The sequence below is a fragment of the Bradyrhizobium sp. A5 genome, assembly GCF_042076515.1.
Taxonomy (GTDB): Bacteria; Pseudomonadota; Alphaproteobacteria; order Rhizobiales; family Xanthobacteraceae; genus Bradyrhizobium; species Bradyrhizobium cosmicum.
Window position 1 is genome coordinate 5938046 of record NZ_CP148990.1, and the last position, 24125, is coordinate 5962170.

22 protein-coding genes and 1 tRNA gene are annotated in these 24125 nt (G+C 59.7%); 12 read left to right on the top strand and 11 right to left on the bottom strand.

Features of this window, described 5'->3' with window-relative positions; all coding sequences use genetic code 11:
* Window positions 1–170 precede the first annotated feature (170 nt).
* Complete coding sequence (gene greA / locus WHZ77_RS28195; RefSeq protein WP_027534300.1) at window positions 171–644, top strand: transcription elongation factor GreA; 474 nt, start codon at window positions 171–173, stop codon at window positions 642–644.
* 114 nt (window positions 645–758) lie between these two features.
* On the opposite strand, the gene WHZ77_RS28200 is transcribed toward greA, so the two are convergent.
* The gene (locus tag WHZ77_RS28200) at window positions 759–1238 is read right to left on the bottom strand and encodes an Lrp/AsnC family transcriptional regulator (RefSeq protein ID WP_008135853.1); all 480 of its coding nucleotides are present in this window, start codon (window positions 1236–1238) and stop codon (window positions 759–761) included.
* A gap of 266 nt (window positions 1239–1504) precedes the next feature.
* On the opposite strand from WHZ77_RS28200, the gene trxB reads away from it, so the two are divergent.
* The 5 genes from trxB to WHZ77_RS28225 all read left to right on the top strand — a co-directional run bounded on the left by trxB (window position 1505) and on the right by WHZ77_RS28225 (window position 5369).
* Window positions 1505–2470, top strand: a complete 966-nt coding sequence (gene trxB, locus WHZ77_RS28205) for a thioredoxin-disulfide reductase (RefSeq protein WP_375310944.1) — start codon at window positions 1505–1507, stop codon at window positions 2468–2470.
* 5 nt (window positions 2471–2475) lie between these two features.
* A complete protein-coding gene (locus WHZ77_RS28210; protein WP_041748541.1) occupies window positions 2476–3399 on the top strand; it encodes a LysR family transcriptional regulator in 924 nt (307 codons plus the stop codon).
* A gap of 451 nt (window positions 3400–3850) precedes the next feature.
* Window positions 3851–4759 carry a 4-hydroxy-tetrahydrodipicolinate synthase family protein gene (locus tag WHZ77_RS28215; protein WP_375310945.1) on the top strand — a complete coding sequence of 303 codons (909 nt, stop codon included), beginning with the start codon at window positions 3851–3853 and terminating at the stop codon, window positions 4757–4759.
* Window positions 4760–4923: 164 nt separating this feature from the next.
* On the top strand, window positions 4924–5073 hold the full coding sequence (locus tag WHZ77_RS28220) for a hypothetical protein (RefSeq protein ID WP_375310946.1): 150 nt from the start codon (window positions 4924–4926) through the stop codon (window positions 5071–5073).
* A gap of 131 nt (window positions 5074–5204) precedes the next feature.
* On the top strand, window positions 5205–5369 hold the full coding sequence (locus WHZ77_RS28225) for a hypothetical protein (protein ID WP_375310947.1): 165 nt from the start codon (window positions 5205–5207) through the stop codon (window positions 5367–5369).
* A 72-nt stretch (window positions 5370–5441) separates the two neighbouring features.
* On the opposite strand, the gene WHZ77_RS28230 is transcribed toward WHZ77_RS28225, so the two are convergent.
* Entirely contained in the window at window positions 5442–6119 is a 678-nt protein-coding gene (locus tag WHZ77_RS28230; protein ID WP_015688444.1) for a ParA family protein, read from the bottom strand.
* 435 nt (window positions 6120–6554) lie between these two features.
* Window positions 6555–6905 carry a hypothetical protein gene (locus WHZ77_RS28235; protein ID WP_375310948.1) on the bottom strand — a complete coding sequence of 117 codons (351 nt, stop codon included), beginning with the start codon at window positions 6903–6905 and terminating at the stop codon, window positions 6555–6557.
* A 303-nt stretch (window positions 6906–7208) separates the two neighbouring features.
* Here WHZ77_RS28235 and WHZ77_RS28240 point away from each other — a divergent pair, with 303 nt between their 5' ends.
* The 3 genes from WHZ77_RS28240 to WHZ77_RS28250 all read left to right on the top strand — a co-directional run bounded on the left by WHZ77_RS28240 (window position 7209) and on the right by WHZ77_RS28250 (window position 10567).
* Entirely contained in the window at window positions 7209–8168 is a 960-nt protein-coding gene (locus tag WHZ77_RS28240; protein ID WP_375310949.1) for an AEC family transporter, read from the top strand.
* Between the two features lie 441 nt (window positions 8169–8609).
* Window positions 8610–8906: a hypothetical protein gene (locus WHZ77_RS28245; protein ID WP_375310950.1), complete on the top strand. Its 297-nt coding sequence runs from the start codon at window positions 8610–8612 to the stop codon at window positions 8904–8906.
* A 308-nt stretch (window positions 8907–9214) separates the two neighbouring features.
* A complete protein-coding gene (locus tag WHZ77_RS28250; RefSeq protein WP_375310951.1) occupies window positions 9215–10567 on the top strand; it encodes a ferric reductase-like transmembrane domain-containing protein in 1353 nt (450 codons plus the stop codon).
* 214 nt (window positions 10568–10781) lie between these two features.
* Here the strand turns inward: WHZ77_RS28250 and tenA are convergent, their stop codons facing one another.
* Both tenA and WHZ77_RS28260 read right to left on the bottom strand, forming a co-directional pair.
* Window positions 10782–11456: a thiaminase II gene (tenA, locus tag WHZ77_RS28255; RefSeq protein ID WP_375310952.1), complete on the bottom strand. Its 675-nt coding sequence runs from the start codon at window positions 11454–11456 to the stop codon at window positions 10782–10784.
* 377 nt (window positions 11457–11833) lie between these two features.
* Window positions 11834–12331, bottom strand: coding sequence for a hypothetical protein (locus WHZ77_RS28260; RefSeq protein ID WP_375310953.1), 498 nt, complete (start codon window positions 12329–12331; stop codon window positions 11834–11836).
* A gap of 1149 nt (window positions 12332–13480) precedes the next feature.
* On the opposite strand from WHZ77_RS28260, the gene WHZ77_RS28265 reads away from it, so the two are divergent.
* A complete protein-coding gene (locus tag WHZ77_RS28265; RefSeq protein WP_375314831.1) occupies window positions 13481–14011 on the top strand; it encodes a transposase in 531 nt (176 codons plus the stop codon).
* A gap of 303 nt (window positions 14012–14314) precedes the next feature.
* Here the strand turns inward: WHZ77_RS28265 and WHZ77_RS28270 are convergent, their stop codons facing one another.
* The gene (locus WHZ77_RS28270) at window positions 14315–15394 is read right to left on the bottom strand and encodes an HNH endonuclease (protein WP_375310954.1); all 1080 of its coding nucleotides are present in this window, start codon (window positions 15392–15394) and stop codon (window positions 14315–14317) included.
* Window positions 15391–16887 (bottom strand): DUF5677 domain-containing protein, encoded by a 1497-nt coding sequence (locus WHZ77_RS28275; protein WP_375310955.1) that lies wholly within the window; start codon window positions 16885–16887, stop codon window positions 15391–15393. Before WHZ77_RS28275 ends, WHZ77_RS28270 begins: the two co-directional genes overlap by 4 nt.
* Before the next feature lie 163 nt (window positions 16888–17050).
* On the opposite strand from WHZ77_RS28275, the gene WHZ77_RS28280 reads away from it, so the two are divergent.
* The gene (locus tag WHZ77_RS28280; protein WP_375310956.1) at window positions 17051–17749 is read left to right on the top strand and encodes a recombinase family protein; all 699 of its coding nucleotides are present in this window, start codon (window positions 17051–17053) and stop codon (window positions 17747–17749) included.
* Window positions 17750–18909: 1160 nt separating this feature from the next.
* Here the strand turns inward: WHZ77_RS28280 and WHZ77_RS28285 are convergent.
* Entirely contained in the window at window positions 18910–19623 is a 714-nt protein-coding gene (locus WHZ77_RS28285) for a hypothetical protein (RefSeq protein WP_375310957.1), read from the bottom strand.
* A 143-nt stretch (window positions 19624–19766) separates the two neighbouring features.
* Here WHZ77_RS28285 and WHZ77_RS28290 point away from each other — a divergent pair, with 143 nt between their 5' ends.
* Entirely contained in the window at window positions 19767–19997 is a 231-nt protein-coding gene (locus WHZ77_RS28290; protein WP_375310958.1) for a hypothetical protein, read from the top strand.
* A gap of 742 nt (window positions 19998–20739) precedes the next feature.
* Here WHZ77_RS28290 and WHZ77_RS28295 read toward each other — a convergent pair.
* The 3 genes from WHZ77_RS28295 to WHZ77_RS28305 all read right to left on the bottom strand — a co-directional run bounded on the left by WHZ77_RS28295 (window position 20740) and on the right by WHZ77_RS28305 (window position 23951).
* Complete coding sequence (locus tag WHZ77_RS28295) at window positions 20740–22161, bottom strand: hypothetical protein (protein WP_375310959.1); 1422 nt, start codon at window positions 22159–22161, stop codon at window positions 20740–20742.
* A gap of 5 nt (window positions 22162–22166) precedes the next feature.
* Window positions 22167–23789 (bottom strand): tyrosine-type recombinase/integrase, encoded by a 1623-nt coding sequence (locus WHZ77_RS28300; protein WP_375310960.1) that lies wholly within the window; start codon window positions 23787–23789, stop codon window positions 22167–22169.
* Between the two features lie 85 nt (window positions 23790–23874).
* Window positions 23875–23951, bottom strand: a tRNA-His gene (locus tag WHZ77_RS28305).
* Between the last annotated feature and the right edge of the window lie 174 nt (window positions 23952–24125).

Consider the following 24125-nt stretch of genomic DNA (forward strand, 5'->3'; position numbering starts at 1 on the left):
TGAAGCCACAATGGCCGGAGGAACTGTCCGGCCATGTGGTTGTTCTGTTCCGGCGCCAGCCCCACATAACGGTTCCGGCGGGCATGTATTCAGCCCCCGGAAGCACTGACGAATCAAGGTTGCCGCGCCCACTGTCTGGTCGGGCGCGCGGCCGAAGGACGAGAGAAGAGATGGAAAAGGTTCCGATGACTGCGGGCGGCTTTGCCGCGCTCGGGGAAGAATTGAAGAAGCGCCAGTCCGAGGACCGTCCGCGCATCATCGAGCACATTGCGGAGGCCCGCTCGCACGGCGACCTCTCGGAGAACGCGGAATATCATGCCGCGAAGGAAGAGCAGTCCCACAATGAGGGCCGCATCGCCGAGCTCGAGGACAAGCTCGCGCGCGCCGACATCATCGATATCTCGAAGCTCTCCGGCGACACCATCAAGTTCGGCGCCACCGTGACGCTGGTCGACGAGGACACCGAGAAGAAGGCGGTGTGGCAGATCGTCGGCGAGGTCGAAGCCGACGCCAAGAAGGGCCGCATTTCCATCACCTCGCCACTCGCGCGCGCGCTGATCGGCAAGAAGAAGGGCTCGACCGTCGAGGTCAACGCACCCGGCGGCGCCAAGGCGTATGAGATCACCAAGGTGGAGTGGCGGTAAGGATTTGCCGCTGCGGGTGATGAGGTTGTGAAAAGGCCGCGCGATGCGCGGCCTTTTTGTTTCGGCGTGCTGCTGCGAGGTGGGCGCTCCCTCACCACGCGTCATTGCGAGCCCCTACCTCCGTCCCTTCACTTCCAGCGGCACGGCGGCCTCGTACTTCGAATTATGCAGCACCAGCGAGGTCCGGACGTTGCGCACATGGGGCGCGGCGGTCAGGTGCGTCACGAAATCCTGGAACGTCGCCATGTCGGGCGCGACGCATTTCAGGATGAAATCGACCTCTCCCGACAGCATCCAGCATTCCCGCACCAGGGGCTCGGCGCGGACGAACTCCTCGAAGGCGCGCAAATCCGCCTCGGCCTGGCTGGACAGGTGCACAGCGGCGAACACGGTGACGTCAAAGCCCAGTTTTCGCGCGTCCAGCAGCCCACGATAGCCGTGGATGTAGCCCTCCTCCTCCAGTGCCCGGACGCGGCGCAGGCACGGCGGAGGCGAAATACCGACCCGCTTGGCTAGCTCGACATTGGTGATTCGACCGTCGGCCTGGATTTCGGTGAGAATCTTCAGGTCGATCTCGTCTAGGTTCCGCGACACGTGACTGGAACTCCTGGCCTTTATGGCGGTATCGGATGGATTTGGTGCAATCCTCATACCCAGTCACGCCCGCCAGCGCAATTTTATTGCGCGTTCACTCCAGCCGACTTTTGTTCCCCGTTGGAAAAATCCGACGAATGGGAATGCAATTCTTGCATAGCTCACCAGAAGGCTTAGATTAGCTCTGATATTTCAGCGCCACCGCGAGGCCTCCGGCTCTTTCCGCAACCGCGCTGCAGTTCCCCGTGACAAAGGCGTCCGTCGAAATGTCCGCTCCTGTTCATGCAAAGGTCGTCATTATTGGCTCCGGGCCCGCTGGCTATACGGCCGCGATCTACGCTGCGCGCGCAATGCTCGAACCGATCCTGATCCAGGGCATGCAGGCCGGCGGCCAGCTCACCATCACCACCGACGTCGAGAACTATCCGGGCTTCGCCGACGTGATCCAGGGCCCCTGGCTGATGGAGCAGATGGAGAAGCAGGCGGTCCATGTCGGGACCAAAATCGTCTCCGACCTGGTCATCAAGCTGGACACGACGCAGCGGCCATTCCGCCTCACCTGCGACAGCGGCGACGTCTATCTCGCCGACACCGTCATCCTCGCCACCGGCGCGCAAGCGCGCTGGCTCGGGCTGCCGTCCGAAGCGAAATTCCAGGGCGGCGGCGTCTCGGCCTGCGCCACCTGCGACGGCTTCTTCTATCGCAACAAGGAGGTCGTGGTGGTCGGCGGCGGCAATACCGCGGTCGAGGAAGCCCTGTACCTCACCAATCATGCCTCGCAGGTCACGATCGTGCATCGTCGCGATCACTTCCGCGCCGAACGCATCCTGCAGGAGCGCCTGTTCAAGCACCCGAAGATCAAGGTGATCTGGGACTGCGCCGTCGACGAGATCTGCGGCACCGAGAACCCGAACAAGGTCACCCATGTGCGCCTGAAGAACGTCAAGACCGGCGCGCTCACGGACCTGAAGACCGACGGCGTCTTCATCGCCATCGGCCATGCGCCGGCGACCGAGCTCGTGAAGGACCAGATCAAGCTGAAACCCTCCGGCTATGTCGAGGTCGCCCCGAATTCGACCGCGACCTCCGTGCCCGGCCTGTTCGCCGCCGGCGACGTCGCCGACGAAACCTATCGCCAGGCCGTCACGGCCGCCGGCCTCGGCTGCATGGCAGCCCTCGAGGCCGAACGATTCTTGGCCCTGCGCGCCAGCGAGCGCGCGGCAGCGGAATAAAGATCATGCCTCGAACACGCGACGGATTTACGGATATGGATTGGGACAAGCTGAAGGTGTTTCACGCGGCGGCGGAAGCGGGCAGCTTCACGCATGCGGGCGAGCAGCTCGGCCTGTCGCAATCGGCGGTGTCACGCCAGGTCTCGGCGCTGGAGCAGGAGCTTTCGGTCTCGCTGTTCCACCGCCACGCCCGCGGCCTGATCCTCACCGAGCAGGGCGACCTGCTGTTCCGCACCGCGCATGATGTGTTCATGCAGCTGCAGGCGGCGCGCGCCAAGCTGACCGACAGCCGCGAGCGGCCGAGCGGCGACCTCAAGATCACCACCACGCCCGGCGTCGGCATCAACTGGCTGATCCCGCGGCTCGGCGAGTTCACCGCGCTCTATCCCGAGATCCGGATCTCGCTGATCGTCACCGACGAGGAGCTGGACCTGTCGATGCGCGAGGCCGATGTCGCGATCCGCACCCGCAAGCCGACCCAGCCGGATCTCATCCAGCGCAAGCTGTTCGCGATGGGCTTCCACGCCTATTGCTCGCCGGACTACATCAAGCGCTTCGGTACGCCGCGCACGCTGGAAGAGCTCGACGCTCACCGCATCATCACGCTCTCGGACGGCAGCTTCGCGCCGCATCTTCAAAACCGCAACTGGCTGGTCGAGGCCGGCCGCAACGGCTCGGGTCCGCGCGAAGCCTATTTCAAGGTCAACAACATCCTCGGTCTCGTACGCGCCTGCCAGCAGGGCCTCGGCATCGCGGCACTGCCGGACTATTTGATCGAAGAACAGAGCCGGCTCGTACAACTGTTCGGCGAATCGGATTCGATCCAGCTCGACACGTACTTCGTCTATCCCGAGGAGCTGAAGACGGTTGCGCGCGTGCAGGTGTTCCGCGACTTCGTGGTGAGCAAGGCGCAGCGCTGGCCTTCCTGATTTCCGCATGTCTGACATGCGGCTTGGACGCTTGCTGCATGGCGCTCGTCAAGCCCATACTGCTTGCACGCTGAGCCTTCGCGTTGCGCATTTGTCCCCCTCCTCCAGTGGCGCGGGAGTTCAGTAATCCCTCTTGGAAGGTGATTGTGTCGGCCTCACGTGGCCAATACCTTAAGCCGGGCTCGTTCGAGAGCCCGGCTTTTTTTCTGCCGGATTCGGCTTTCGCTTTCCGCGCGTATTGACAGTTTTGGGCATAGCCCGCATCATTTACAAATGATCACGAAGTCGTGCGCAATCGTTTCGAAAAAAGGCCCCCATCCCGGGGCCTCGGATTTTTGCGCGCGCTAATACAGCCTTCGTCATCGCGAGCCAAATCCCGAAAACCCCGCCACCTGGACGGGGTTTTTTCATGTGCCCTCCGTCTCAGGTTTTTACGAGAAGGAGAAGAAACATGACCGGCCTGGAAGATCATTTGCACGGACTGTGGCTGCCACTGGTGACGCCGTTTCGCGACGGACGTCTCGACGAGACGTCGCTGCGGCGGCTGACGAGGCACTACAGCGCACACGCCGTCGACGGTTTTGTCCTCGGGGCAACCTCCGGAGAAGGCATGACGCTACGCGATGCCGAGCTCGAACGCCTGGTTGCAGTGGTGCGCGACGAGATGGCGGCCGGACGGCGCTCCGTTCCGGTCTGCCTGGGACTGTCGGGCGCCGACACCGCGCGGCTGAAGGAGCGGCTTGATGAAACCACGGACTGGCCGATCGATGGATATCTGATCGCGAGCCCCTATTACGTGCGGCCGTCGCAGCGCGGCCTGCTGGCGCATTTCGAGGCGCTGGCCGATCACGCCGCCTGGCCGCTGGCGCTCTACAACATCCCCTACCGGACCTCGGTCAACATCACCAACCAGACCTTGCTGCGGCTCGCCGAGCACCCGAACATCGTCGGGCTGAAGGATTGCGGCGCCAGCCGCGAGCAGTCCATCGCGCTGCTGCGCGACCGCCCGAAGGGCTTTCGCGTGCTGACCGGCGAGGATGCGAATTACTTCGAGGCGCTCGTCGACGGCGCCGACGGCGGCATCGTGCTGTCGGCCCATGTCGAGACCGCGACGTTTGCGGCCGTGCAGGCCGAGCTGACGCGCGGCAACCATGATGCGGCGCTGGCGCGCTGGCACGAGGTATCCGAGCTGACGCGCCTGCTGTTCACCGAGCCGAGCCCGGCGCCGGCAAAGTATTGGCTGTGGCGCAGCGGCCTGATCGACAGTCCCGAAGTGCGCCTGCCGATGGTGGAAGTCAGCAGCGAGCTTGCCGCCACGATCGATCGCGAGATCGAGCGGCGGATGAAAGTTGCGGCGTAGGCGCGCTTACCCTCCCCTGGACGGACCCTCCAGGGGAGGGTCAGAGCCGCCCTTGGTTAACCCCGCCCCAACAGCCTTCGCAGCCGCCGCATGGCGCGTCCACGTCTCGTTTACGCGACCGCGCCTATCGTTCCCGTTCAAAGTCTTTCAAAGGGGGAATGACCATGGGGCATCGCACCCGGCCTACGGCCGCGAGCCAGTTCGCGCCCGCCGATCTCTTGCAGGGAATTCTGGTCGTGTCGTCGTTCGGGTTCTGGGCGGTGATGCTCGGCCTGCTCCCGGTGCTGCTGGTTCGGGTCTGGCTCGTCGGCTGACGGCAGCCCGCGCGGATGGTTAAACGGAGGTCACAAATGCGCTCAAAATGCGCAGGGGATTGCGACCCGGAATTTTAAAACATCGTGCGTATCGTCCACGCTCATAAGCGAAGAAATCGCGGGGGCGTTTAGTGAATAGTCGGAACGAAGTGGCGTCGCATTACGACGCCGGACAGCAGGCCTATACCACCGAAGAGAGCTTCACCACCGAGGACATCCTCTGGGCCGTCGGCATCTGGTCGGTGATCCTGACGCTGTCGCCGGTGATCGTGTTCTACATGCTGATGGTGGCTTGACTTCATAACACCCCCTGAAACGCAAAACGCGCGGAGAGCCGCGCGTTCTCGTCCGGGGATTGTTGGTTGAAATTAAGCGGCCTGCTTGTGCATCGCGCCGGATGTCGACGCCGTGCCGCGAATGGCCTTCACCGAACGCTCGATCGCTGCCCACAGCCTTGCGATTTCCTGAGCCGCACGGCTCTCGGCCTGATACTCCCGCGCGCCTTCGCCATGGCTCAGCGCCATCAGCAGGTCGGTACGGTTGGTGATCTGGCCGCCCCACACCGGTGCACGGAATTTGGCAAGCGCCTCGCGGGCGATGGTGACGATCGGGCTTTCGGATTCGTCGCGGCGCGCCGGCGCACCGTTGAGCACGACCGCGTAGGGCTTGCGCGCCGCGCGGCACATCTGAATCGTTTCCTGCACCGCGTTGACGTCGAACACGCCGGGGCGGGCGGGAATCACCACCATCGTCGCATTGCGGATGGCATCGTCGACCACGGCCGACAGGTTCGGCGGCGTGTCGATCAACACCCATTCATAACCGTCGCGCTTGGCAGCGGAGACGATGCCGCTGACCGAGTTCACGGCAGCCTTGATCGGCGGCTCGTTGGTGCCACGCAGCTTGTGCCACAGCGTGAGCGAGCCCTGCGGATCCGCGTCCACGAGCATCACCTGCTTGCTCGCCTTGATCTGCGCGGCGAGATGTGCGGCGAGGGTACTCTTGCCCGAGCCGCCTTTACGCGATGCGAAAACAATAACGTTCATACCCTTGGCCTCCAGATTGACCCCGTGGCCTGAAAATGAATCACCTCTCTGATTCGTGAAAGAAAAATTTATCGTAAGTTGCGTTACGGCCATGAAATAACAAGACGTGTTGGCTTTTGAGTCACACTGCTGCCCGCGACGCAGATACAAACCGCAACGAAACGCCTTTCATCCAGGCATTCATGCGTTTTCCGAGCCGTCTTGCAGGAAAAACCGGGATGCAACCTCCCCGCGCAAATCTGCTCGCGGCTCTCTTCCATCGCATACGTTTGAAATTGTCGCAGGCGTCCGCGCGCGCAGGCGAACAAAAGGAGTCCAGTGGCTGTCGCAAGGCTGATGCCGGGACATTTTGACACGCGGCGGCCGACACGCAAATGCCCGGACGAGAGCCCGGGCATGACGGAGTTTCAGCGAAGGAACGCGCGTGCTGCGGGCTCAGCTCTCGGTCTTTTTCTTCTTGGTCGCCTTCGGCGCCGGCTTGGTGCTCGTCTTCGTGGTCTTGGGAGCGATGTTGGTCGGCTTGCCGGCGCGGGCTTCGGCCGGCTCCGGGCCCTGGCGGAAGAACACCTTGCACTGCGGCGAGAGCTGCGTCTTCTTCCTGATCATGCAGGCGGTGATGGCATCGACGTTCGGCACGAACTCGCTGCAGAGCCGCATCGCATCGGGCGAGCAGGCCTGCTGCTCCTCCGGCGTGTAGGCGAAGCCGGCGCCGGGCTGGACCAGAACGGCCAAGGCAAGCCCCGAGACGGCAGCAAGAACGGATTTCTGAAAACGGAACGCCGGCATCGATACCCCCTGCATGTCGAGTCGGGGCGGAGTGTGGGTGAACGGCGGTTCGTTGGCAACGCGCGGGAATGCGAAAGGCGCAACGTGTGCGCTCTCGGCAACAGGCGGGGGAGTGCCCTCCAAGACAAAGCGCGAAAACAACCCCATGCACAGTAGCCAAGCCCAGGCGAATGCTGCGAATTCCAGACGCGCCTGCGGATTTTACGAATTTGGCTTTGACACGTCGGGCAAAACAGCGGCATAATGCTATCATCGAGAGTTGTGAGGGGTGGCCAGTCCAAGTCCCCGTGAAGCGAGGGGCGCATGGCCACCGTTCTGATCGTCGCGCCGGTGTTTGCCCTGATCGCGGCCGGCTATGCGGCGGTGCTGTTTCGCTTCGTCTCGGAGACCGCGCACAAGGGCATCTCCGAATTCGCCTTCAGCATCGCGATCCCGGCGCTGCTGTTCCGCACCATCGTCGTATCGGAATTCCCCGACGTCAGCCCCTGGCGAATGTGGGGCGCCTATTACGGCGCGCTCGCGATCATCTGGATCGCGGCGCTGGCGATCTCGGCGCTGCTGCGCGAGCGGCGCGAGGACCACGAGGACGGCGTCGTGTTCGCGATCGGCTCGGTCTACGGCAACATCGTGATGCTCGGCATTCCGCTCGTGCTCTCGGCGCTGGGCAACGAGGCGGCGGGACCGATGGCGCTGATCCTGTCGGTGAACACGCCGCTGCTCTGGCTCTGCGGCATCCTGCAGATGGAGCTTGTCAGCCGCAAGCAGGGCGGCTCGCCCCTGGCGGTGATCCGCCCCGTGCTAGCGGATCTCGCGCGCAATCCGCTGATGCTGGGCATCGGCTTCGGAGTCGTCTGGCGTTTTACCGGCCTCGGCCTCAACCCCGTCGTCGACAAGACGATCGAACTGCTCGCACAGGCGGGATCGCCAGCGGCGCTGATCGCGCTCGGCATCAATTTGTTCCGGTTCGAGGTAAAGGGCGAGATGTTCAGCGTCGTCGTGATGTGCGCGCTCAAACTGCTGGCGATGCCCGCGGCCGCGTTCGTGCTGGCAAAACTGCTCGGCCTGCCGCCGGTCGCAGCCGGCGTGATCGTGCTGTTCGCGGCGATGCCGACCGGCGCGAACGCGTATATCTTCGCGGTTCAGTACAAGCGGCTGGTGAACCCGGTGTCGGGCGCGGTGGCGCTGGGCACGCTGCTGGCGGCGGTGACGTTGCCGGTGGTGGTGGTGATGGTGGTGATGGTGGTGGTGGCACGTCTCAACTAGGCCGCCATGCGCGTTCCGCTCGGCACGTCGCCATCTGCCGGATCAACGCAATCCCAGGAATGACAGAATTACGCCAACCACGACAACGAGACCGACGATATAGATAATTCCGTTCATTGTTCAGCTCCTCAGCGTTGTCTGTCCCTGCCGCAACTACAAACACCCCGGCCGCCGAAAAGGTCCGCCGCCCCGATTGCCGATTTTTCCCGAATGAAGGAACGAATGGCCCCTCTGCTGCTTCTGAATCCGGGACTGTCTTGAGGAAGAGGGATCGATGAGTGCCTGGCATCAGATCGCGAGTGCGACGACGACGATTGCATTTTCGATTTGCCTGTTCATCGCCTCACAGATGTACGTGGCGTCCCGCCTGTCCGCCGCAGAACTCTCCACCTCGCACGTCATGAAGCTGCGAAACGCGGCATATCGCGTGCCCCGCGGTCATTGAGCCGGACCGGCATGCCGCTTGCCATATCGCTGATCGTGGACGGCTATGTGCGACTGGGGGATCGCGAGGCTCTCGAGACGCTGCGCGCCCACCGTGTCGAGATGCTGGAATCGGCGAGGTCGATCGCCGAAATGGACACCAGCCGGATGATTGCCTCCCTCAAGGAAGAAATCGAGATCATCGATGCAGGATTGTCTCGACTGAAGGCTTGCCGGGAGGAGCAGCAGCGCGCATCCGGCGGGCCCGAGGCAACGCCTCTCAACGACATCGCGCGTGGCGACCCGCATGAGTAATGGCGGGAGATCTACGACCGCATCGAAACATCCGCACACGACAAGCTGCTCGGTTTGCCTCAGGTCGCAACCGGCGTGATCGTGCTGTTAGCGGCGATGCCGACCGGCGAAAGGTAGCGCAGGCATTTTCGCAGTGCGCGCGCTGATGATCAGGTCGTGCACTCGGAAACGAGCGCACAGATCGCCGGTCCCGAGCACTTAACCCGGCACGTGATGTTGACTTAACTCAATGCGAAGCTGGTTGATTGCCTTCAGCTAAATTCTTGAACCGATGAATTGCGCCGAATATTGCGTGAAGGAAGGGTCGCATGCAGAACCTCAAACGCACGTTTTGGGGCACGCTCGTGCTTCTGGTGCTGCTGTGGCTGATTGCGGAACCCTCCGTATTTCAGTCCGCCGCGTTCTTTGCTCTTCGCGGAGCGATGGTGCAGTTGAGCGGCATTCTCGCAATCGGATGCATGAGCGTCGCGATGATCCTGGCGCTGCGGCCGCGCTGGCCGGAGTCGTGGTTGGGCGGCCTCGACAAGATGTACCGCCTGCACAAATGGTTCGGCATCGCAGCCCTTGTTGTTGCCATCGTCCATTGGCTCTGGGCCAACGGCCCGAAATGGGCAGTCGGCTGGGGTTTGCTGGAGCGACCGGCACGCGGGGCAAGGCGCGCCCTCGAGAATCCCGTCGAAGCGTTTCTTGCGAATCTCCACGGGACGGCGGAGGGCCTGGGCGAATGGGCTTTCTATGCCACCGTGGCACTGGTCGCGCTGGCTCTCATTCAATATTTTCCCTACCGTCTCTTCTACAAAACGCATCGGCTTCTCGCCCTTGCCTATCTGGTGCTGGTCTTTCACAGCATCGTGCTGATCAAGTTCAGCTACTGGACGTCTCCAGTCGGATGGGTGACGGCGGGGCTGCTTGCCGGCGGCACATGGGCGGCGGTTCTTGTCCTCTTGCGGCGGGTGGGTGCTGGGCGGCAGGTCGAAGGCAGGATCACATCGCTGCAATATTATCCCGGTGTCACCTCGCTCGAGACCGAAATCGAGGTGCCGCACGGCTGGCCGGGCCACAAGCCGGGCCAGTTCGCCTTCGCCACGTCGGACGCCTCGGAGGGCGCACATCCATACACCATCGCCTCCGGCTGGCACGCTGAGGACCCCAGGATCACCTTCATCACCAAGGAACTGGGCGACCACACCAGGCGCTTGCGCCAGAAGCTCCGCGTTGGGCAGGAAGTGAAGGTGGAAGGACCCTATGGCTGCTTTACCTTCGATGACGAGTGTCCGCACCAGATCTGGATCGGCGGCGGCATCGGCGTCACGCCCTTTGTCGCGCGCATGAAGCACATGGCCATGCAAAAGGACGCCCGCGATTGGCCTGAGGCGCAGGCGGTCGATCTTTTCCACACCACCGCCGATGTCGATGAGGAAGCGCTAGGCAAATTGGCAGCCGACGCCAAATCAGCCGATGTCCGCCTGCATCTTCAGATCGATGCTCGCGACGGGCGCCTAACCGGCGAGCGAATTCGCCAATCCGTGCCACGATGGCGCGAGGCGAGCATCTGGTTTTGTGGCCCGACGGGATTCGGCGAAGCGCTGAAACGAGACTTTGCCGCGCATGGCTTTCCCACGAAACACCGATTCCATCAGGAGCTCTTCGCGATGCGGTAAGAGTGGTGCCGTCCAACTTAAAATGATCCAGCCGAGCATCTCGATTGGACCTCGTGGATCAGACCAATCGCGGCAGCCAAAACGTCAGCGAACAGTTCCAGCGTCTGATGATTGACAGCGGCATCGTGACGGAAGCTCCGCCCGACAGATCGAGGAGCACCCTCATCGCAATTTGACAACCTTCGGGTCATGAGCCCGACGACTGCCGAAAGGTTTATTGAACACGCTGGCCCGCGCGCCAGGCCATCTCCCAGAAGTCTGCCTCGAGTCGGGTGGCTTCCCTGAAGATCGCAATCAGTTCCGCCTCGCGGGCCGGCGTGACGTAGCGATCGGCGAGATGCTCCATGTGCGCCCGCGCTTTGGCAGCGACCTCCTGGTACGGCGCGCCGGCATACTCGGCGATCCAGACCCGGTAGGCGTTCGCTGAGGCGTCCGCGAGGGGGAGCGAGGCGAGCCTTGTTGCGATCTCCGCATAGCCGATCACGCAGGGGGCAAGCGCCACCTTGAGGGCCAGCAGATCGCCGCGCATTCCCGCGTCGAGCACGTAGCGCGTATAGGCCAGCATCTCGGCCGCCGGAGCGGCCTGCTCAAGGTCGGCCGGGGACAGCCCCCATTCGCCACAGAGTTTTACATGCAGGTTCATCTCGACATCGAGGATGGCCGAAAGGCCGCTAGCTGCTTCACGCATGTCGGCAAGCCGGGGCGACTTGTAGACCGCGAGCGCGTAGGCGCGCGCAAACTCGATGAGGAACAAATAGTCCTGAACGAGATAGTGACGAAACGCCGCTTCGGGGAGCGATCCGTCCGCCAATCCGTTCGTGAAGGGATGCTCGGTGTAGGCCCGCCACTCAACGGATGCTGCGGTTTTGAGACGCTGGAAGAAGGTCACGATCCTTTTCGCCTGGTTTGCTTGTCGATGAACGGCTTTGGCTCGCTACCGATAGCGCGTTGCGGACCCGTGAGCTACCGTGACGGCGGACAAAACCGGCTTTGAGCAGCGTTGCAGATAGGGCGCGTGGAGAGTTTTGTGCACTTTCACCGCAATCCTGAATTGGAAACTCACACTCAGGGGCGGTTACCCTCCCGATCGCGCTGGTCTTGGGGGGACTCTCAGCCGCTTCATGAACTTCACGGCCGGGACCGTCCATTGCGCAGGTGACGGTAACAACAGCGCAAAGTCTGCGGCTTGCCCTTCACCAAGCGCGGTAGGCAAAGCGAGCCGTCGCTAGCTTGTCCGGCGTCCCGGCGGCGGCTCGCTCGCCGTCACTAAGCCAAGTGATCCTCGAGCTGATCAACCAAGGCGCTGATCTGCTCGCGAGACAGCTTTGCTTTTGCGATTACCGCCATCGCCATAACGACTTCGTCCTCGATTACGGGCTGCCTTGAAAGAAGCCTTCGATCTCGCAAAATGTTAATCCGAGCTTTGGTGCTTGGCTTCTTGCCGAACTTGGCCAAGAATGACACGAGGGCCGCATTGAGTTCGTCACTCGTCCCCCAATCCATAAAATAGGTTTGGAGCTGAGCTTCGGTCCTTCGACCGTCGCTCTCATTGTTCTCCCCTGCTTCCAAATAGGTCTCGGCATCCATGTCTTGATAGCCGACGAATTTCGACGGACCGAACCGCCATCCATCTTCGAATTTGACGGCATACCAAGAGCGCGCATAGGCGAGGCGTCCTTGCAAATCTACGCTGCGCTCCACTTCCGCTTCGAATTTGAAAATATTGGCGATGGCTTCGTTGGGCGAGGAAATCATCTTCAACATCTACATATCCTGCATCTTGTTCAAGAATAAAATGAACTAAATTTCTGGTGTGGTCAACCTCTGAAGGCGCAAGCCCTAGCGGCACGACTCTTTGTTCTTGATATGTTCTATTTTCGTTATGGGCAAAGAGCGGATGGCGAGCTGGCGGATGTACTCAAGGAAGCAGGTCGACAAGCTGGCAGGCATCGCTCAGGAGGAGCAAGCCTCCGCGCCCGATCCCGCTCCTTGCGACCCAATTTCCGATGCCATGTAGCAATCGCTGCTGGACGACCCCCGCGCGGCCGGCAAACCTAGGCAGCCGGTCCATCAATGCCGGTTTGCTGACATTCAGAGACATATGCTTCGCGTCGAATGCGCGCGCTGCTATCGCATCGTCGAGATGCAGAAGGCCGAAGCTTTGGGCCCGACGCGGTCTGGAAGAATGTCGGGCAACGGCTGCTCGACCAGACTTGTCCCAATCGCACCGGCCGGCATGAGGAAGATGGCTGCTGGCCAGATTGGCTTAGCTGAGCCACCGTAAGAAATCCGCTGACAGGGTCTCGCAACTCAGAATAGAGTAAGACGCGGAGAGGGTTGAACAAGCAAGATGCCGAGCGAATTCGATTGGGAGCGAGGGTTCGACCGCAACCAGGTGCTTCGCCAACTTCAGGGGGTTCGAAAAAGCGACGGACGTTCGTTTGACGCGGCCGGATACGCATTCTGGTTTCCGGTCCTTAGCTCTGCCATCCGAGCGACTCGAATTGCAGAGCCCGTTAAAGCGAAATGTATAGCGGGTTCTGTATCCGACCCATCGTTGAGCCTGACTGACCCCGATGCATTCCTAAATCGTTGCAATCAAGAATTTGAAAGGTTATCGCGACGGCCTAGGTCAAAGTTCGTTCTGTATACGACGATTACCTACTCTGGCCCAAAGCTCTTCGATTGGATCGGCGACGATAGCGCGCGCATCTATTGGCACCCAGGCTCACGTGGCTTTTTGCGCAAGGCAAGAAAAGCTCAGGAAGCACAAGAATTTCATCGCAAAGCAAGCAATGTCCATCCGGAAGACGCTACACTCTGTCCGATTGTAGCCCGTAGGGCGGATTAGCGTCAGCGTAATCCGCCATGATCGGCTACACCATCGCTGGCGCCTGCGCTATCGTAGTCACCATGCCCAACTATCGTCGCGCGTTCGTTCCCGGCGGCTCGTGGTTCTTTACGGTCAACCTGCTGGAGCGCCGTCAAACACTGCTCGTCGACCATATCGATGATCTGCGTGATGCGGTCGCCCGCACGCGGCAGGGCTACCCCTTTACGATCGATGCGTTCGTCGTGCTGCCCGATCACCTGCACGCGGTCTGGACCCTGCCGCCTGATGATGCGGACTTCTCGACGCGCTGGCGGCTCATCAAGAGCCGCTTCGCCCGTGCACTGCCGAAACACGAGCGCCTCAGCTCGGTCAGGATCGAACGCCACGAACGCGGCATCTGGCAGCGGCGGTTCTGGGAACACCTGATCCGCGACGACGACGACTACGCTCGTCACATCGAATATTGCTATATCAATCCGGTGAAGCATGCCCTGGTCAATCGCGTTTGCGATTGGGCGCACTCGTCATTTCATCGCGACGTCCGCGCCGGGATTTTTCCGCTTGATTGGGCCGGCGATTCCGGATCCGACGGCGAGTTTGGCGAGCGGTAGAGATGTCGTATGGCGGGTCAGGCGATTTTGTCCGCATGAACCGATAGAAGAAACGAAAGCCGTGACCCGCGGTCGCGCCGGTTGATCGTCTCAGAGTGAAACGGCGGATTACGCTGGCGCTAATCCGCCCTACGTCCTGGGGCGATGTCTCAGCAAATCTATCCGGATTGGTACAGTTGGGTGGGAACCCCAAACCAGCACGATAATCACTGAAAAGACTGATGAATTTGCGCTCGCTAGAGCTTCTTTTGTAGCACGATTTTGTATTTTTGTGAGGGCGGCGTCAGCATCGTCGCCTCGATTTCATCGCAAGCTCCAACTCCATCCCGAAGCATCTGATTGTCCAAATCCACCCATTCCAATCAGCAGAGGGACTATCGATAGCGTAATATCCGCATCAGCGCTGCCAACGTCCGCCCCGCCAAACACGCCTATGCCGCAAGTCCGCGACGACCTTAGGTTCATGGCGGCGGTGTCGGAGAAGACGTACATAGTGCGAAGCTCCATCCTCGTACGTAGCAGCTTTTTTCCTTGTCGATGCCTGAACTGCAGCGAGGCCGTGGGACGACTATGATCCAAGCTAGGCACTGTCACCCCCTTTCCTATCGCCCGCTCACGGAAACTCACGAGACTGCCCGCCCAGGTGTTCATCAGCTGTGCGTTTCCTAGAGACAGGATTTGCTCGAGCGGCACAGGCACCGAAGCAGCCGTGAGAACGCGGATCAATATCTGGCAATATAGATCGAAGCCGTGAAACGCTGTCATTCCGTTTGGCGGCGACAAATCGGTGGGATAGTCAGGGTCCTTAGGATGACCCTGAACCCTCGGGAGCCACTCTGGCCAAAATTGGCCTTTCTCGGCTGATGCAAGGCAAGCCAAGGTCATGTCGTTGCGGCGAGGAAGCATTTGGAAGTTAAAACCACCTTCTTTTAGCTTGTCCTTCTCCTCACCCGCGATAGCACGAGCCACATCAACGACGGCTGCGCGTCGAACGCTATCAGGCAGTCTGGAGAACTGCTCGCGAATTCGAGGCGGGTTCTTGTAGAGCGTGACAAAGAAGTTTTCACGGTCGCGCGACAGCGCCTTCATGTCAGCCGCACACCTCGCCTCCCACTCCTTCTTGTAAGTCCTCACCTCGTTGGGCTTCAGCTTCTTTGTCAAACCCAACTGCATGGACGCCATGTCGTGGTGGTCAACACATAGCGCCGCCAGATTGGCAAGTTCATTGTTCTTTGGGTCTCCATCTATGTGATGTATTTGCACCCGGACTTTCTGGCAGACACAACACGCGTGCCTGTTTTCGATTAGTAGCTTCGATTGGATTGCTGCTGGAATTGGCGGACGCTTGATCGTTTTTTTACCCCGCTTCGCGGCCGCATTCATTTGGCGGCCTTTTCTGCAGAGGTTTTGGAATGCGCTTCTCGAAGCCGCGGCTTGAATGCCGGATACATGTGAGCGAGCTTGTCCAAGGCAAGATTGCCGATTTTCATGAGGTCAGGCACGGCATCGTCAATTAGCAGCCGGGGTGGCAATGGAACGCGATGAAATCGGTGCAATGGGTTTAAGCAAAGGCCAAACACGGCATGACTAACTGCCGACCAATTTCCGTGAACATAGCCGGACAGCGCATCATAGTATCTATCGTAGAAGGCCTTCTCGCCTGCCTCCTGCGCCATGTTGCGAAGGTTTTTGTCAGCCCAAGCGCCCAACTTGATGTCTTGAAACTCCATCCAAGCATCTTGATTTGCGAGTTGCTCCAATAGCTCAGAACTAATGAATGACGGCACTTCATCCTGATCGAGGCGCTTCAAGAAAGCCAGCTTCGACTGACCTGCGCCGTAGTTTCGAAACTGAAGCCAAACGGTCGGATTATCGTTGTGCGCAAGGTAAGCCAAAACTATGTAGCACTCGACTGCTGACCTAAGGGCAATCCGACCGGGCAAGGCCTGCCCAACTGTCGACTTCAAACAAAAGAAGAGCAACTGTAGAACGTAGAAGGTCAGTCCGAAACACGCATCGTGCTTCGCGTCTATGCCAGTTTGATCGATGGTCTCCAGAAAGTGTTCAATTAGCGCCTCATACAGCGTAGCCAGCTGATCGAACAGCGCAGCATGGTTCGCCCTCGTCGCCTCATCATCTGGGTTCACTAGTACACATTCTGTGCTCTGCCAGCCCTCCTGCCAAAACTCGTCCATCCATGGCGTTCGCTTTTCGTTGGCGACCCCCGGCCGGAAACTCATTTCCAACGCACGTATGGAGGGCCTAACCGACCTCATGTCTCCTCGGTTCGGATACTCGTCGAACTCTCTTGCTCTCTCAGCCATCGACGTTGGCAAATGGAGCTTTCCGAGGGCGGCGACTGTGGTGATCTTTAACCACCTAGCGTCCGTTGCTTCTTGCGACTGGTGATCGAATGTCCGCGCCACCGTTTCGGCCAGACGGCTCCAGGAACGCTCGACGTCCGGTTTTGGCAACAAGGCTTCCCAGTATTTTCTATCGGGCAATGCCTCAAGCAACAGCAACGGCGACAGAGCGATTGAAAAGTCCTGCTTGGCGCACTCGTCAGCGAACAGGGAATTGAAGACGGATTGCTCTAACTCGGCGAGGCGGGAATGCTCCAGTCGCCGAGTGTCCAAGGCATCCTTGTTTTCTCGAACCTTTGCCAAAATCCTGCGAAAGCTACCGAGGGCGTCTTCCCGTGGGAGGCCAGTGATAGCCAGCAAGGACCATAGCACCTCGGGGATCGCATCGTTGATCCAAGAGGAAAACTGCATGTTCAGGCCGCTCGCCGGGCTCGCGAGAACCTTCCCTTTGCGCTTCAGGCTACTCAGTGGAGTTGTGCGAGTGTGAACAACCCGCTCTTTTGCTTTTGACATTTTCCCCCCGTTGTTCCGAGCCCGGCGGCTTATAGCATTAACGCGCGTGCCCTGCCCTTCCTGCAACCGTACGAAGAGTGCCTTCTACCCAGAAAATCATATTGACCGCGACCGTCTTCGTATCTATTTCTCAGGAATAAGATACACCGATGAGGCCTAAGCAGTGGGAAAATCAACGCAATCGGTCCGGGCATTTGCCTATTTGCGGACCTCCTCGGCCTCCAACATCGGTGAGGACAAGGACAGCGGGCGCAGGCAGCTCCAAGCTATAGAGACCTATGCCAAGCGCGCGGGTGTAGAGTTGGTGGGTACCTACAACGATGAAGCGGTGAAAGGCTCCGATCCTATCGACACAAGGCCGGGCTTTGCGGCGATGCTGGAAGCGCTCGAGGCTAACGGGACCAAAACCATCATTGTTGAGACAGCCAACCGATTTGCTCGCGACTTGATGGTCCAGGAGGTGGGCTTTGCAATGTTGAGGGCGCGCGGCATCGACCTTATAGCCGCAGATAGCCCGACATCGTTTCTCGACGATACACCTACCGCCCGCCTTATCAGACAGGTGCTTGGAGCCGTCTCTGAGTTCGAGAAGGCGATGCTGGTTGCGAAACTGAGAGGCGCGCGAGACCGTAAGCGCCGCAAGGGCATGAAAGTTGAGGGCCGCAAGTCCATTGCAGAGGAGAGGCCCCGCACCATCGAGTTGGCCCGAAAGCTGGCTCGGGCTCGACCTAAGGGCGGCAAGCGGTCCCTGCGTGAAATCTCAGCGGCGCTCGCCGATGTTGGGCACACCACCAAGTCAGGCAAGCCGTATGCTCCTACAGCCGTAAAGATCATGCTCGGACGAGTGGTGGAAGGCGGCTGACCAATATTGCTACCCACGTGCACACCGCTTGCCACCGTATCGTCCTTCGAACGTATCGGACCGCAGCGCTGTTCGGCCGCGTCGGAGTTTGGCCGCTCGTGCGCTGCACTTGATCAGGACGGCTGGAAGTAGCCATCGAAATCAGGGGCCCTCATGTGAAAATGAGCCTCCCTTTCCCGAATGGATCCTAAATTTGCCGCTCATCGCAACGCGGTTTCAAGTTCCTCTGGCTAAAGTCTATCGCCGCCGCCCGCCTCACAGCAGCAGTGTAGGTTTCCCAAGGAAGGCATTAGACGCGATGGCTTCGTAAGAGAGGGATAGGTTTTGTTCCTCTCGGCCTGTCTGAGCCCAATAAGTCTGCAGCAATGGCCTCCTTTTCCGCCGCAGAGAGTGCCCATTGCATAGAACTTTGCAACTGGTTGTGACGGCGGCGTAGGCCAATCTCCGCGACTTTTGGTTGCTCAAGACGCTCTCGCTCGATTGCTTCAGAGACCTCGACAAGCTGGTACGCACTCAGCATCGTCCCAAGTGGAACACAGATGAAACCATCGGCATCAAACTCGGAATAGGTCCCGTAAGTCCGAGCGAACAGCCGCCCGTCACGGCGTTGGGTGACTGCTTCAACTGTCCTTTGCCGAGTATTTGCGAACTGGGGAAGCGAAACGCGGCTTTCGAAAACCTCTCTTGCGATCCGCCTCAGCCCTTCGTTCGTGAAAACGTAAAAACGAAAGCCCATTGCAGATTTTCCTTGCAGCACCCAACAGCGCGAGTTTCCGCCTGAGTACACCGCTGCTTAGGCACAGGCAATCATTAGGGAGTTAACAAAAGGAGGCGATCGGAATATCGGAATACAGGCACCATGGGAGGGCGATGGGGTACGCCAGCGCGCAAACCTCGCTGAGAATTTTGTGGGCCCCCTTCTGACACTGGATCCTAATTTGGGCTTCCACCCACCCTCGGCTTCAAATAGCGAGGCTTAAAGGGCGCAGCCGCCGCCGAGGTTACGGCAGGAGGGTCCGTTCTCCAGCGGTGTCCTATGTGGTCCAAGGTTCTCGCTAGCTCATGATGTCCGCTTTGGAGCCCTTGCGGCCGAAAATCTTATTTCGCACCAAGTCCGCTAAGCGCCCAGGAGCTGACCCATCTAATCCGCACGTGGTCATTCAGGGGTTCTTCCCTAAGATGTGTTCTATCGCAGCCGAGACCCATTGAGTTAGGAGTGCGCGCGCTTCCCATAACTCCATTGGGCGCTTGTGCGGCTTGATCTTTTCATTGGGGTGATGCCGCTCCCCGGCATTTGCTGTCTGTGTAAAGCGCTTGATCTCACTGTCCGATATGCCGCCGTTCGGCATATTCTTGATAGCCTCATACGCCTTGTACAACTCGAACCAGCTTGGCTTATCCTGCAGGTAGCGCAGGGCGCTGCCAATTTCAGGCTCCAAAGCGGCCGCGCGCATCCAAAGCTGCGCTCTGGATGGTGCAGGTGTGGGCTCAACCACATTGCCCTGCGCGTCTTTCACAGTTATCTCGGCAATGCCGACCCGCAAGCGCACCGTGATGCCCTCCGCTTCTAGGTAATTATGTCTGCGGGGCTGGGCGTCCGGGACAAACTCGATCACCGCCCCGTTGGTGACGGGATCGGTGTCCGCGTTCTTCGACATCACCACGTTTAGCGTATTGAACAACTGCTTAGCTGCCCGATGGACCTCTTCCGAAGTCGTCATCCCATCGAAGGCTGATGATCGCAGGGCCAGATAGTCGCCGCGCTCGTCTTTAACTTCTTCGACGAACGGATCGAAAGGCGGCTTCAGCAGCATGAGCCAAGCTTTCTGATCCGCTTCAGGGCCGTTCAGCTCTATGCCCCACCGGTTACTCATTCAGCTCACCTCTATTGCTCCTGAAATCCTTCAGGCTGATCGATTTCTGCGGTATCCAAAAAAGCCCGCAATAGCGGACAGTCGCCACCTTGGTCATCGGCCGTTACCACGTTAGCCTTAGTCCACATCGAATGGAGGACATGATGACAGGGAAACCTTCGCGTGAAGGTGAAGTTATCGCAGCATATGGCGCCGCTATGGTCGCCGCATTCCAGGTGCTTATCAACTGCCTTGAAGAGAGCGACGCGCTCCTCCCGGGACAGTTTCCTGAGGCGCTTGGCGTGTACATGGAAATGGTGAAGAGCCGAAAGGGTGATGTGAGCGACATGACGCTTGCTGTACTTCACGACATTCGGACGGCTACACAGGATTAGCCTTTCGGGCGCGGGAAACTAAGGATCCTTTCGATCACCGGCGGTTCCAAATGGACCAGATGGCCAGCCCGACTTCCAAAGCCTCCGCCCCTGCCGAGGTAACAGCAGCAGTGCGAGTGTGTGCCAACTCTGGCTGAAGGGCACCACGTGCTTGATCATGTCATGCCAGTTTGGACCGATGCTCACCGATCCCGCTGCGCCACACGCCATGCGGACGGGACACCAGCCCACACGCGACCATCGGATCCAAGGGAAACCTGTCGAGCCTAAAGTCCACGGTGCGTTTGCAGCCGCCGTTGAGGCATTGGACGTTGCAGGTGACGTGACCGCCTGCGATCCACTCGGTTCGCAATCACGAGCCTAACCATGCCCCCAAAGACCGATGGTGCCTAACGAGACCGAGTTGAGATGCGGGCCCTAGGTGCCCTCAGGAGCCTCTACGGAACTTACTGGTGCGACTTGCTAAGGCGTGGGCCCGCGGCTCGGGCTGGCCCAAACAAGTCCCTCGGGATCCTACGGGCCTCCATGAGGCAAGAGAGACGCACGCGGCTGAATGCGCCCCATCCGCTTTGTCACGGCCGCCCAGCCACATTGATGCCACATCAATACCAGACCCGGCACTCTCAACATTTGTTCTACGTTATGGCCTAGTGCCTCGCCGGGGATAGACCATCATTATCAACCATCACCGAGATACACCCGTCCTGTAGTCTCACGGGTGCTCAAGGGCACAGGTCCTTTACTAGACCTCTGGGTCTTCCTCAGGGTCCAGTCTCGGCACTACTCCGGTCTGCTTGCGGAAGTGATGGATGAGAGCTTCCTTAGCCAGTTTGAACTTCGACACCGGAACGATGAGGCTGTCGTGTACAGGCAAGCTCGGTACTTTGTGATCGCGCATCAGCGTCAGCATTGCGCCGATAATTGCTTCGCTCTCGATGTACATTAGGTCACCGTAGTCTCGCACACGACCTCTGATTTCACCGCCCCAGCGAGCGAGTAGGGGGTGGCGCTCTAGCACCTTCTCCTTGATCCTATTCATCGGATAGAGCTTGGGATCGAAACCTGACAGCCCCTTTTTGGCAAGTTGCAATTCTAGTGTTCGCTTCACGTCCTTGCTCCACTTGCTAAGCAGCTTGCTGTTGCCGAACGACGCGTTAATCCAGAATTTCGCTACGTGCCTGTCGAGTGCTGTTGGCCCAAGGATGCTTGCGTAGGCATCTTCATTGCTATCCAGTTGCTGATCACAAAGCGCGTAGAAGATGGTGAGGTACGAGGATGCTATGTCGACCTCTACAACGCGTTCGCCATTGATACGCATCTGCAGCCGTGTAGGCAGACCCGCCTCCGAGGAAGTCTCTGGCAGGTTCTGGTAGCAGGCCGGCCCTTGAGGCTGAGAATAGAGGCGACCGCCCTTATTCCATCTGTAACCCTCGGTGTACCCATGGAACATTCGTATCCACCCGAGGTGCTTAATCGTCGGATGTGTAAGCGTCTGCTTGGCGAAGAACGCGTTCAGTTCGGCGACATCACTGCGCAGCTTAGCGACGCTCGGTGTGTCCGGTGTCGGCTTGGGAGGCGCAGTGAGCCTGATCAGTTCGGAAGGCATCACGAACTCGAACCTGAAGTGTTCGAGCACGTTGGCCGGAGTGATGCCGTGCTCCGCAGCAATCTCCAAGAGCCTCGTCTTGGCACGATACCGCGTCAGCTTGCCCGAGGTTGGCCCTGGGTTGCCGAACGCCAGCCTGCCTGGATAACCCGGCTTATGCTCTATCAGGCCCGCCTCAAGCCACGCCGTCCGAACACCGTCGAACATGCGCCATGTGACGTATTGGCCGGTGTAGTCGCCCTTGTCATGTGAGCACATGACCCACCCCTCGCTCCGATCACGCGCGACTGCAGCCAGCAGATCGGCGACAAATGCGCCTACCGCGTTCGCATAGTCGACCAGCGTCTTGCGGCGCGCGTACGCCTTTCCCTTCGCCGATTGCGGCCTCGGATAGCGCTCGGCCAAATGGCCCATGAGCATGAAGGCGTTTGGTGTTGCTGGTGTTGCACGCAGAGTAGCTAAGGGCGCGTTGTCGAGCGCTTCGCGTTCCTCCCGTGGCGTCTTCGGTTGCCATGCGGGGCGTTCCTGCGGCTCCCAGTTATCCGAGTTCTCTGTCATCGTGCTCAATCCAACTTGTAGCGTGCAAACTTCTTCAGCGCGTTGGCCATGTCTTCAGCGGTTGGCTGTCCGTACTTCCTTCCTTCGCTGGCCGGGGCGTGGCCCGTGATGGCGTCGTGCACTTTCTCCGTGATCCCTACGCGCTCGGCAATCTGCTTAAATGTATGCCTCCACGCGTGCGTCGGGCTCAGTTCAGGGTCGGTCACGCCTTGCTCTCGTACCCATTCCGCCAAATCTCCGCGCACGTTGCCCGCTCTGCTCCGACTGGGGTTCATTGGATCGCTGCTGGCCCGGTGCGGTGTCTTATCGTCGTAAAATAGCGCGCCCTTCCCAACCGAGCCGACCATTTCGAGGAAGCCTTGGGCGATCAGATGCTCATGGAGTGGCACAACACGCGTCTTCCGCGTCTTGATCGTGCCCGCATCTGGCATGAGCTTCATGAAATGGAAGCTGCCCCGCTTCTCTACGTCCTCTCCACGAAGCTGAGTGACCTCACCTGCACGTGCCCCTGAGTAAGCACAGAGCCAAGGCACCCAGCGTTTCGCTCGGTCCAAAGGCGTCTTGGGGTCCTTGATGACCAAAGCGGCCTTCAGGATCGTGCGCGCTTCTTCCTCGGTGAAAGCCTTTGTTTCGCGGCTTCGCGATTTCCTTGGGACATCCACCTTGATGTCGGCGAACGGGTTCTTTCTCACGTGCTTGTGCTCCGCGCCCCAACCGAACACCCGACGCGACGACGAAAGCCACACTTCACGCACGGTTGTCGCTGAACGCTCTTCGGTGACCAAGCCTCTCACCCATGCACGCGCAGCATCCTCGCTGATCCCATCGGCACCGACATCCGCAAAATGCCGCTGCATCTCAAGGAACACGGCTCGCCAACGCTGCACGGTGTTGTCTGCGGGCTTAAGGGCCTTTACGAATGCTTCGAACAAATCCCAAGAACTGATGCCTGTGCCTCGCGTCGGCCCATCGGTTAACGCTGGGAAGCTATCCGGAGTATCGTCTCGGGAGTAGTCGCCGTTGGCGCGCCGTTCGAGCAACGTCATGGCGGGCAAGAGATTGTCGCTAACAGCATCCACAAAGAGCGCATAGGCAGTGGCGTTCAGCGCCTTACCCTCGCTGGCAAGAAATGTCGCCACACGCGCCAACTCGGCAACCTGCGGCCTCACTGCTTCCCGAACTTCGGGCTCCTTTTGCCATTCCCAGTGAGGATCAGCCTTGGGGTTCTCGTGGTAGCTTTCGGGTGCCTCGGGATAGATCACATTCCACACGAGATGGTCGATCATTTCCTTCCAGCGCTTGGCTGGACCGGGATCGTCCTCGTGTTGACTGACGAACCATTTGTACCATCGGCCTGCGAGAGCAATGGCGTTGAGCCTAGTGAGAGGCTGGCCCGCACCATTCCGCTGGGCGCGCAGCGTGGCGATGCGAGTTTCAATCTCGGCTTCCCACTCACCAAGCCGCACCTTTGCTTCGTGGCGAGGCGTGTCTCCCGGCAGTCTCAGTTGCGCTTCCCAGCGCGCTTCGTAGAGCCGCTCGTACTCGTCTTGCACATCTACCGGGATGCCTTTCCGAGCAAACCATCTACCGTTCTTCAGCCGATTTAACGCGACCATCCGCAGAGCCATTTGTAGCGCCTTTTGTATTTTTGAAGGCGCAAATACGTCTGGCTTATCAGTAAGATGCTGAGAATGTGGGGCAATTCAACTGAAGTGGTACAGTTGGGTGGGCTCGAACCACCGACCTCCTGTTCCACAGACAGGCGCTCTAACCAACTGAGCTACAACTGCATCCTTGCGAGCCGCCTTGGGCGCCTGAACGGGCCGTCGACCTAAGGGGGCTGGACGGGGCGGAAACTAGGTGCAACGGCCGTTTTTGGCAAGGCCGCAAAACCCTGAAATCGCGCCTCGAACAACGTTATTTCCAAAGCAAAACCCGGGCACTGTGCCCGGGTTTCTTGATCA

Excerpts from the sequence above, each read along its gene's own strand:
- greA (WP_027534300.1), top strand. The coding sequence starts at position 171 with ATGGAAAAGGTTCCGATGACTGCGGGCGGCTTTGCCGCGCTCGGGGAA.
- trxB (WP_375310944.1), top strand. The coding sequence starts at position 1,505 with ATGTCCGCTCCTGTTCATGCAAAGGTCGTCATTATTGGCTCCGGGCCC.
- WHZ77_RS28210 (WP_041748541.1), top strand. The coding sequence starts at position 2,476 with ATGCCTCGAACACGCGACGGATTTACGGATATGGATTGGGACAAGCTG.
- WHZ77_RS28215 (WP_375310945.1), top strand. The coding sequence starts at position 3,851 with ATGACCGGCCTGGAAGATCATTTGCACGGACTGTGGCTGCCACTGGTG.
- WHZ77_RS28220 (WP_375310946.1), top strand. The coding sequence starts at position 4,924 with ATGGGGCATCGCACCCGGCCTACGGCCGCGAGCCAGTTCGCGCCCGCC.
- WHZ77_RS28230 (WP_015688444.1), bottom strand. The coding sequence starts at position 6,119 with ATGAACGTTATTGTTTTCGCATCGCGTAAAGGCGGCTCGGGCAAGAGT.
- WHZ77_RS28235 (WP_375310948.1), bottom strand. The coding sequence starts at position 6,905 with ATGCCGGCGTTCCGTTTTCAGAAATCCGTTCTTGCTGCCGTCTCGGGG.
- WHZ77_RS28240 (WP_375310949.1), top strand. The coding sequence starts at position 7,209 with ATGGCCACCGTTCTGATCGTCGCGCCGGTGTTTGCCCTGATCGCGGCC.
- WHZ77_RS28250 (WP_375310951.1), top strand. The coding sequence starts at position 9,215 with ATGCAGAACCTCAAACGCACGTTTTGGGGCACGCTCGTGCTTCTGGTG.
- WHZ77_RS28260 (WP_375310953.1), bottom strand. The coding sequence starts at position 12,331 with ATGTTGAAGATGATTTCCTCGCCCAACGAAGCCATCGCCAATATTTTC.
- WHZ77_RS28265 (WP_375314831.1), top strand. The coding sequence starts at position 13,481 with ATGCCCAACTATCGTCGCGCGTTCGTTCCCGGCGGCTCGTGGTTCTTT.
- WHZ77_RS28270 (WP_375310954.1), bottom strand. The coding sequence starts at position 15,394 with ATGAATGCGGCCGCGAAGCGGGGTAAAAAAACGATCAAGCGTCCGCCA.
- WHZ77_RS28275 (WP_375310955.1), bottom strand. The coding sequence starts at position 16,887 with ATGTCAAAAGCAAAAGAGCGGGTTGTTCACACTCGCACAACTCCACTG.
- WHZ77_RS28285 (WP_375310957.1), bottom strand. The coding sequence starts at position 19,623 with ATGAGTAACCGGTGGGGCATAGAGCTGAACGGCCCTGAAGCGGATCAG.
- WHZ77_RS28290 (WP_375310958.1), top strand. The coding sequence starts at position 19,767 with ATGACAGGGAAACCTTCGCGTGAAGGTGAAGTTATCGCAGCATATGGC.
- WHZ77_RS28295 (WP_375310959.1), bottom strand. The coding sequence starts at position 22,161 with ATGACAGAGAACTCGGATAACTGGGAGCCGCAGGAACGCCCCGCATGG.
- WHZ77_RS28300 (WP_375310960.1), bottom strand. The coding sequence starts at position 23,789 with ATGGCTCTGCGGATGGTCGCGTTAAATCGGCTGAAGAACGGTAGATGG.